The organism is Streptomyces sp. NPDC002386 (genome assembly GCF_053593175.1).
Genome location: NZ_JBSFBX010000027.1, coordinates 26,513 through 34,794, shown reverse-complemented (window position 1 = coordinate 34,794; position 8,282 = coordinate 26,513). Strand labels below are relative to the sequence as shown.

At 68.9% G+C, this 8,282-nt stretch carries 8 protein-coding genes and 1 rRNA gene; all 9 read left to right on the top strand.

What is annotated here, in order from left to right:
- Positions 1–94 (top strand): 5S ribosomal RNA (rrf, locus tag ACWCPN_RS34295); the annotation flags it as partial.
- Positions 95–203: 109 nt separating this feature from the next.
- A complete protein-coding gene (locus tag ACWCPN_RS34290) occupies positions 204–812 on the top strand; it encodes a CDP-alcohol phosphatidyltransferase family protein (protein WP_199209733.1) in 609 nt (202 codons plus the stop codon).
- Positions 813–926: 114 nt separating this feature from the next.
- Positions 927–3,422, top strand: coding sequence for a sugar phosphate nucleotidyltransferase (locus tag ACWCPN_RS34285; RefSeq protein WP_392293893.1), 2,496 nt, complete (start codon positions 927–929; stop codon positions 3,420–3,422).
- A gap of 120 nt (positions 3,423–3,542) precedes the next feature.
- Positions 3,543–4,463 carry a DUF881 domain-containing protein gene (locus ACWCPN_RS34280; RefSeq protein ID WP_451214428.1) on the top strand — a complete coding sequence of 307 codons (921 nt, stop codon included), beginning with the start codon at positions 3,543–3,545 and terminating at the stop codon, positions 4,461–4,463.
- Positions 4,460–4,792, top strand: a complete 333-nt coding sequence (locus ACWCPN_RS34275) for a small basic family protein (RefSeq protein ID WP_006134295.1) — start codon at positions 4,460–4,462, stop codon at positions 4,790–4,792. Before ACWCPN_RS34280 ends, ACWCPN_RS34275 begins: the two co-directional genes overlap by 4 nt.
- A gap of 5 nt (positions 4,793–4,797) precedes the next feature.
- Positions 4,798–5,700 carry a DUF881 domain-containing protein gene (locus ACWCPN_RS34270; protein WP_451214426.1) on the top strand — a complete coding sequence of 301 codons (903 nt, stop codon included), beginning with the start codon at positions 4,798–4,800 and terminating at the stop codon, positions 5,698–5,700.
- A gap of 190 nt (positions 5,701–5,890) precedes the next feature.
- Entirely contained in the window at positions 5,891–6,721 is an 831-nt protein-coding gene (locus ACWCPN_RS34265; protein ID WP_451214424.1) for an FHA domain-containing protein, read from the top strand.
- Positions 6,722–6,760: 39 nt separating this feature from the next.
- Positions 6,761–7,495: a transcriptional regulator FtsR gene (ftsR, locus tag ACWCPN_RS34260; protein WP_451214422.1), complete on the top strand. Its 735-nt coding sequence runs from the start codon at positions 6,761–6,763 to the stop codon at positions 7,493–7,495.
- Between the two features lie 86 nt (positions 7,496–7,581).
- The gene (locus tag ACWCPN_RS34255; protein ID WP_026253112.1) at positions 7,582–8,055 is read left to right on the top strand and encodes a bifunctional nuclease family protein; all 474 of its coding nucleotides are present in this window, start codon (positions 7,582–7,584) and stop codon (positions 8,053–8,055) included.
- The last annotated feature ends 227 nt before the right edge of the window (positions 8,056–8,282 follow it).

Sequence of the window (8,282 nt, the reverse complement as noted above, 5' to 3'; positions counted from 1 at the left end):
AACGCCCGGTTACATTCCGAACCCGGAAGCTAAGCCTCACAGCGCCGATGGTACTGCAGGGGGGACCCTGTGGGAGAGTAGGACGCCGCCGAACTCCTTTTACAGCTCCGGCTCTTGGGCACTGCCCAGGGGCCGGAGCTTTTTTGCGTTGGGGTAGGGTCGGGGAGCATCGTTTCGCTCCTTACAGCACAGGAGGCCCCCGGGTGGAGGTCCAGGAGACCCGTGTCCAGACGGACCGGGTCCTCACCATCCCCAACATCCTCAGCATGGCTCGGCTCGCCGGCGTCCCGCTCTTCCTGTGGCTCATCCTCAGGCCGGAGTTCGGCGGCCCCAAGAGTGACGGCTGGGCCCTTCTTGTGCTTGCCCTGAGCGGCATCAGCGACTACCTGGACGGAAAGCTCGCCAGGCGCTGGAACCAGATCAGCAACCTCGGCCGGCTGCTCGACCCCGCGGCCGACCGGCTGTACGTTCTCTCCACCCTTCTGGGCCTCACCTGGCGGGAGATCCTGCCCCTCTGGCTGACCGGCCTCCTGCTCGCACGCGAGCTCGTTCTGCTGGTGATGGTCGGCATCCTGCGGCGCCACGGCTATCCGCCGCCCCAGGTGAACTTCCTGGGGAAGGCCGCCACGTTCAACCTGATGTATGCCTTCCCGCTCCTGCTGCTCAGCGACGGAAACGGATGGATCGCGTCACTGGCCGCTGTTTTCGGATGGGCGTTCGCAGGTTGGGGTACAACCCTCTATTGGTGGGCAGGAGTGCTCTACGTGGTACAAGTCCGCCGCCTCGTTCGCGCGGACGCCACGGCCGATTGAGCCCCGCTGATTGTCCGGACAAAGTGGTCCGATGGCCCGCCGCGCCGAAGTGCGGGACAATCTGGACGGGTGAAGTCGGCTAGACCGTCGTCTCTTTAGGAGGACGCTTCCGACATGAAGGCCGTCGTGATGGCCGGTGGCGAAGGCACGCGCCTTCGCCCTATGACCTCCAGCATGCCCAAGCCGCTCCTGCCCGTGGTCAACCGCCCGATCATGGAGCATGTGCTGAGGCTGCTCAAAAGGCATGGGCTCAACGAGACCGTTGTCACCGTGCAGTTCCTGGCATCGCTCGTCAAGAACTACTTCGGCGACGGCGAAGAGCTCGGAATGGAGCTCACATATGCCAACGAGGAGAAACCGCTCGGTACCGCCGGAAGCGTCAAGAACGCCGAAGAGGCGTTGAAGGACGACGCCTTCCTCGTCATCTCCGGTGACGCACTGACCGACTTCGACCTCACCGATCTGATCAATTTCCACAAGGAGAAGGGCGCACTGGTCACCGTTTGTCTGACCCGGGTGCCCAATCCGCTGGAGTTCGGCATCACCATCGTCGACGAGGAAGGCAAGGTCGAGCGTTTCCTCGAGAAGCCGACCTGGGGGCAGGTCTTCTCCGACACGGTGAACACGGGCATCTACGTCATGGAGCCCGAGGTCTTCGACTACGTCGAGGCCGATGTGTCCGTCGACTGGTCCGGTGACGTCTTCCCGCAGCTCATGAAGGAAGGCAAGCCGATCTACGGCTATGTCGCCGAGGGCTACTGGGAGGACGTCGGCACCCACGAGAGCTACGTCAAGGCGCAGGCCGACGTCCTCGAGGGCAAGGTCAACGTCGACATCGACGGGTTCGAGATCTCCCCGGGTGTCTGGGTGGCCGAGGGCGCCGAGGTGCACCCCGACGCGGTGCTGCGCGGGCCGCTCTACATCGGCGACTACGCCAAGGTGGAGGCCGGCGCGGAAATCCGCGAGCACACCGTCGTCGGTTCCAACGTCGTCGTCAAGAGCGGTGCCTTCATGCACCGGGCCGTCGTGCACGACAACGTGTACGTCGGTCAGCACAGCAATCTGCGCGGCTGTGTCGTCGGCAAGAACACCGACATCATGCGGGCCGCCCGGATCGAGGACGGCGCGGTCATCGGTGACGAGTGCCTGATCGGCGAAGAATCGATCGTTCAGGGCAATGTGCGGGTCTACCCGTTCAAGACCATCGAGGCCGGCGCCTTCGTCAACACCTCGGTGATCTGGGAGTCCAGGGGACAGGCCAACCTGTTCGGCGCCCGCGGCGTGTCGGGCATCCTCAACGTGGAGATCACGCCCGAGCTGGCCGTACGGCTCGCCGGCGCCTACGCGACCACGCTGAAGAAGGGCTCCACGGTCACCACGGCCCGTGACCACTCCCGAGGCGCCCGCGCACTCAAGCGTGCGGTGATCTCCGCGCTCCAGGCCAGCGCCATCGACGTACGGGACCTGGAGAACGTGCCGCTGCCCGTGGCCCGGCAGCAGACCGCGCGCGGCAGCGCGGGCGGCATCATGATCCGGACCTCCCCGGGTGTGCCGGACTCCGTCGACATCATGTTCTTCGACGGGCAGGGCGCGGACCTCTCGCAGGGCGGCCAGCGCAAGCTCGACCGCGTGTTCGCGAGGCAGGAGTACCGCCGGGCGTTCCCCGGTGAGATCGGCGACCTGTACTTCCCCGCCAGCGTCTTCGACTCGTACACCGGGTCGCTGCTGCGCAACGTCGACATCACCGGCATAGCGGAGTCGGGCCTCAAGGTCGTCGTGGACGCGTCCAACGGCAGCGCCGGTCTCGTGCTGCCCAGCCTCCTCGGCAAGCTCGGCGTGGACTCCCTGACGATCAACCCCGGTCTCGACGAGTCCCGGCCCACCGAGACCGAGGAGATCCGGCGCAAGGGCCTGGTGCGCCTCGGTGAGATCGTGGCGTCCTCCCGGGCCGCGTTCGGTGTGCGGTTCGACCCCGTCGGTGAGCGGTTGTCGCTCGTGGACGAGAAGGGCCGGATCATCGAGGACGACCGGGCGCTGCTCGTCATGCTCGACCTGGTGGCGGCGGAGCGCCGCAGCGGCCGGGTGGCGCTGCCGGTGACCACGACCAGGATCGCCGAACAGGTGGCCGCCTATCACGGCACCCAGGTCGAGTGGACGACCACGTCTCCCGATGACCTCACGCGCGTGGGACGCGAGGAGGGCACCATCTTCGGTGGTGACGGCAAGGGCGGGTTCATCGTCCCCGAGTTCAGCAGCGTCTACGACGGCACGGCGGCCTTCGTGCGGCTGATCGGGCTGGTGGCCCGCACGCAGCTCACGCTGAGCCAGATCGACGCGCGGATTCCGCGGGCGCACGTCCTGAAGCGGGACCTGGCGACGCCGTGGGCCGTCAAGGGCCTCGTCATGCGGCGGGTCGTCGAGGCCGCCGGGGACCGTTCCGTCGACACGACCGACGGTGTGCGGGTGGTGGAGACCGACGGGCGCTGGGTGATGGTGCTGCCCGACCCGGCCGAGGCCGTCACCCATCTGTGGGCCGAGGGTCCGGACGACGCCTCGGCGCAGGCCCTGCTGGACGAGTGGGCGGCCGTGGTGGACAGCGCCGGGCGGTAGGACCGGCGGCTCCGGACGGCGAAAGCCGCTCCACGCGCGCGTGCCGGGCAGGTGTCCCCGAGGGGGCCTGTCCGGCACGCCGGTGGGGCCGTTCGGAGGTACTGCCCGCGACATGCGACGATGTGCGGCATGCCGCAGCAATCCCCCGTTCGGAGCAGCCCCCCGCGGTCGTCGCGTCCGGACGCGTCCATGTCGTTGATCACCAACGTCATGGACCACAGCCTCGACGACGGCTACGCGGAGGCGGCCGCCCGGCGGGCGGCGCAGGGCGAGGCAGGCGGACTGCCCAAGACGCTCAGGGCGAAGCTGGGCCTGGCGGCGGGCCTGGTGCTCGCCGCGCTGGTGGTGACCGTGGGAGCGGCGCAGGCGAGGATCGCGGCACCCGTGGTGGCCAAGGAACGCCAGGAGCTGATCGACCGCATCGACCGGGAGACCGCGGACGCGGACCGGCTCGAGAGCGATGTCGACAAACTGCGGGACGACGTCGACACGCGCCGGCGGGCGGCGCTGAGCCGCAGTGGCGGCGGCTCGGAGGCCGACGTGGTGGGCGTGCTGTCGGGCGCGACGGCGGTGCACGGCCCCGGCGTCAAGCTCGTGGTGAACGACGCCAAGGAGGCGAGCGCCGGCGGCGACGGCTCCAATCCGCGGGAGACCTCGGGCTTCTCCGACACCGGCCGGGTGCGCGACCGGGACATGCAGCGGGTGGTGAACGGGCTGTGGGCCTCGGGCGCCGAAGCCGTCTCCATCAACGGCCAGCGGCTGACGGCCCTGTCCGCGATCCGGGCCGCGGGTGACGCGATACTGGTCGACAACAGGCCGCTGGTGCCGCCGTACACGGTGCTCGCGGTGGGGGACGGGCAGAGGCTGAGCACCAGGTTCCAGGACAGCGCCGACGGGCTGTACCTGCACGCCCTGGAGGAGAACTTCGGCATCCGGGCCACCATCTCCACCGAGGGGGACGTGCGCCTGCCCTCCGCACCGAGTGTGATCGTACGCACAGCACAGCCGAACGCCGACAAGACTGAGAAGGGCACATCGTGATCGCCGTACTGGGCCTCATCGTGGGAGTCGTGGCCGGCCTGTTGGTCCGGCCGGAGGTTCCGGCGGTCGTCGAGCCTTATCTGCCGATCGCCGTCGTGGCCGCGCTGGACGCGGTGTTCGGCGGTCTGCGGGCCATGCTCGACGGCATCTTCGACGACAAGGTCTTCGTGGTGTCGTTCCTGTCCAACGTGGTCGTGGCCGCACTGATCGTCTTCCTGGGCGACAAGCTGGGCGTCGGGGCGCAGTTGTCCACCGGCGTCGTGGTGGTCCTCGGTATCCGTATCTTCTCCAACGCCGCGGCGATCCGGCGCCACGTCTTCCGGGCTTGAGAGCGATGAGCAACCAGGACGAGCGGCCCGAGAACAGGCTGCGCAAGGAACTGCCCGACGAGGTCCCGGCCCCGGCCCCGGCCGCCGAGCCCGAGCGAGCCCCGGCCGGTCCGGAGCGGACGCCCGCGGAGCCGCGGCGGACTCCGGCCGAAGGAACCGGGGGAGCCGATGGCGCCGAGCCCCCGCTCACCGGCCGGCAGCGGCTGGTCAAGGGGGTGTGGCCGCCGCGTGTCACCCGCGCCCAACTCATCGTCGCGGTCCTGCTGTTCGGCCTCGGCTTCGGACTGGCCGTGCAGGTGGCGTCGAACAGCGACAGCGACAGCGCGCTGCGCGGCGCACGTCAGGAAGATCTCGTTCGCATCCTCGATGAACTGGACGACCGTACCCAGCGTCTTGAGGACGAGAAGCAGGGACTCGACAAACAGCGCCAGGAACTGCAGAGCAGCTCCGACCAGGCCGCCGAGGCGCGGCGGCAGACGGCCGAGAAGGAGAAGCAACTCGGCATCCTGGCGGGCACCGTGGCGGCGCAGGGTCCCGGCATCACCATGACGATCGAGGACGCGAAGGGGACGGTCAAGGCGGACATGCTGCTCGACGCGATCCAGGAACTGCGCGCGGCCGGCGCGGAGGCGATCCAGGTCAACGGCGTGCGCGTGGTCGCGAGCACCTACTTCACCGATGCCGGCAAGAGCGTGAGCGTCGACGGGAACAAGATCAACGCCCCGTATCGTTTCCAGGTCATCGGCAAGCCGCAGGATCTCGAGCCGGCTCTGAACATTCCGGGAGGCGTGGTGCAGACTCTGGAGAAGGAGCAGGCCACGGCGACCGTCGAGCGGTCGGACAAGATCGTCGTGGACGCCTTGCGACAGGTAAAGCAGCCTGACTACGCTCGGTCGTCCTCCCAGTGAACCGGTGGTGCATGGGGGACGTCCGGCAGGGGCATGAGGTTGCGGGGGGTCGGCGCACCGAAGAAGTGGCGCGTGGTGGAAACTGTCTGGTGGATACGGACGTTGTGAGGATGTCCGGGTCGACCGGTGTAGGCAATCAGGGTTCGTCCTGCCCCACGGGCGGGTCTGTTTCGGTCAAGGGGAATCGCCCGTGAAGTTGTTTGCGAAGTTGTTCGGCAAGAGCGCGCGAGAGGGCAGCGACAACGCGACCGCTCGCCATCGCGCACAGCCTGACGCAGAGGGCCAGCGCCCGCTGTTCCGTGACCAGGTCGCTGGTCCGGGCGGTGACATTTCCGGAGGCCAGGGCGCGGCGTCTGTTGACCCTGCCCAGTCCGGCGACATAGGTTTCGGGCAACCGTCAACCTCAAGTACGGGTGGAGGGTTTGCCTCCGACCCCTATGCGTCGAACGCCCCCGCGGGGCCACCGCGGCAGGAGGATCCGTCCATGTCCGTCCTGGTGTGTACGAGGTGCGGTAACCGCAACGCGGAGAACGCCCGCTTCTGCTCAAACTGCGGTGCGCCGCTGCGCCCCGGCGTGGCGCCGGAGCGAGCCTCGGAGACCACGTCCACGATCTCCATCTCCGGCATCGAGGCCTACGACTCCGAGGTGACCGGGCAGACGCAGGTGCCGATGCTCTCGCCCGAGGCGCAGGCCGCGGTCGACGCGCTTCCGCTGGGCTCGGCGCTGCTGGTGGTGCGCCGGGGGCCGAACTCGGGCAGCCGCTTCCTGCTGGACAGCGACCTGACCACGGCCGGGCGCCACCCGCAGAGCGACATCTTCCTGGACGACGTCACGGTCTCCCGCCGGCACGTGGAGTTCCGGCGCTCCCCTGACGGCTCGTTCACGGTGGCCGACGTGGGCAGTCTGAACGGCACGTACGTCAACCGCGAGCGGATCGACCAGGTGCCTCTGTCGAACGGTGACGAGGTGCAGATCGGCAAGTACCGGCTGGTCTTCTACGCGAGCCGGCAGGGCATCTGACCCCCTGGACTCCGTCCGGGGGGAACCCAGGGAAGGTCCATGCTGCACACACCGAGCGGCGGTGCCCGAAGCGGTACCGCCGCCACGGACGGACTGATGAGCATCGGCGCGGTGCTGAACGCGCTGCGTGACGAGTTCCCCGACGTCACCATCTCCAAGATCCGTTTCCTGGAGTCCGAGGGGCTCGTCGAGCCGCGGCGGACGCCGTCGGGATACCGCAAGTTCGGCCCCGGGGACGTCGACCGCCTCGCGCACGTCCTGAGGATGCAGCGGGACCACTACCTGCCGCTCAAGGTGATCCGTGAGCATCTGGACGCCATGGAGCGCGGTGAGGCCGTGCAACTGCCCTTGGTGGGGCGCCAGCGCACCGGGGAGGAGCCGCCGGAGCCGTCCGAGCGGCCCACGGTGGCCCGGGTCGGCCGTGCCGAGCTGCTGGCGGCGGCGGACATCGGCGAGGACGACCTCGCGGAGTGGCAGTCGTACGGGCTCATCGCTCCGCTGGAGGACGGTGTGTACGACGCGTCGGCCGTCACCGTTGCCTCGCTCGTCGCCGAGCTGGGCCGGTTCGGGATCGAGCCGCGCCATCTGCGGGTGATGAAGGCCGCCGCCGACCGGGAGGCGGGTCTGGTGGACCAGGTGGTGGCTCCCCTGAAGCGCCATCGCAACCCGCAGACCCGGGCCCACGCGGAGGCCCGGGCGAAGGAGCTGGCGGCGCTCACGATGCGGCTGCACGCGGCACTGGTGCAGACCGCCCTCGGTGTGCGCCTGCCCTGAACGGCGGGGTGCCCGGCGCGGCCGGATCGGGCACCTGTTCCCGGCCCGACTACCCAAAGGTCCCGAGCACGGCCTAGGGTTGCTGTGTGAACGAGCTCGATGTCGTAGGTGTCCGGGTCGAAATGCCCTCCAACCAACCGATCGTGCTCCTGCGCGAAGTGGGGGGCGACCGCTACCTCCCCATCTGGATCGGGCCGGGGGAGGCGACGGCGATCGCCTTCGCCCAGCAGGGCATGGCCCCCGCGCGACCGCTGACCCACGACCTGTTCAAGGACGTGCTGGAGGCCGTCGGCCAGGAGCTGACCGAAGTGCGCATCACGGATCTGCGTGAGGGCGTCTTCTACGCGGAGCTGGTCTTCGCCAGCGGGGTCGAGGTGAGCGCGCGTCCGTCCGACGCCATAGCGCTGGCCCTGCGTACCGGGACGCCGATCTACGGCAGCGACACGGTGCTGGACGACGCCGGCATCGCGATCCCGGACGAGCAGGAGGACGAGGTGGAGAAGTTCCGCGAGTTCCTCGACCAGATCTCGCCCGAGGACTTCGGCACCAGCAGCCAGTGAGGTGCGGCGGACCCGCGGCCCGAGGGCGGTGACCCGTGGGCCGGCGCCGCGCATCATGGCAAATGCCACCGGCCATCCAGAGCGTCATGCCGTCTTCCGCGAGAGCATTCGGCTAGCCTTTCCCCGCGGTGGGGCACGGGAAACCACTCTTAGGGTGATTATCACCCGGCGTGGCGAGTGTGGCGATCGTTGACGCACCCCTGGTGACTGCCTACCGTCGAGAAGGC

Excerpts from the sequence above, each read along its gene's own strand:
- ACWCPN_RS34270 (WP_451214426.1), top strand. The coding sequence starts at position 4,798 with ATGAGCAACCAGGACGAGCGGCCCGAGAACAGGCTGCGCAAGGAACTG.
- ftsR (WP_451214422.1), top strand. The coding sequence starts at position 6,761 with ATGCTGCACACACCGAGCGGCGGTGCCCGAAGCGGTACCGCCGCCACG.
- ACWCPN_RS34280 (WP_451214428.1), top strand. The coding sequence starts at position 3,543 with ATGTGCGGCATGCCGCAGCAATCCCCCGTTCGGAGCAGCCCCCCGCGG.
- ACWCPN_RS34285 (WP_392293893.1), top strand. The coding sequence starts at position 927 with ATGAAGGCCGTCGTGATGGCCGGTGGCGAAGGCACGCGCCTTCGCCCT.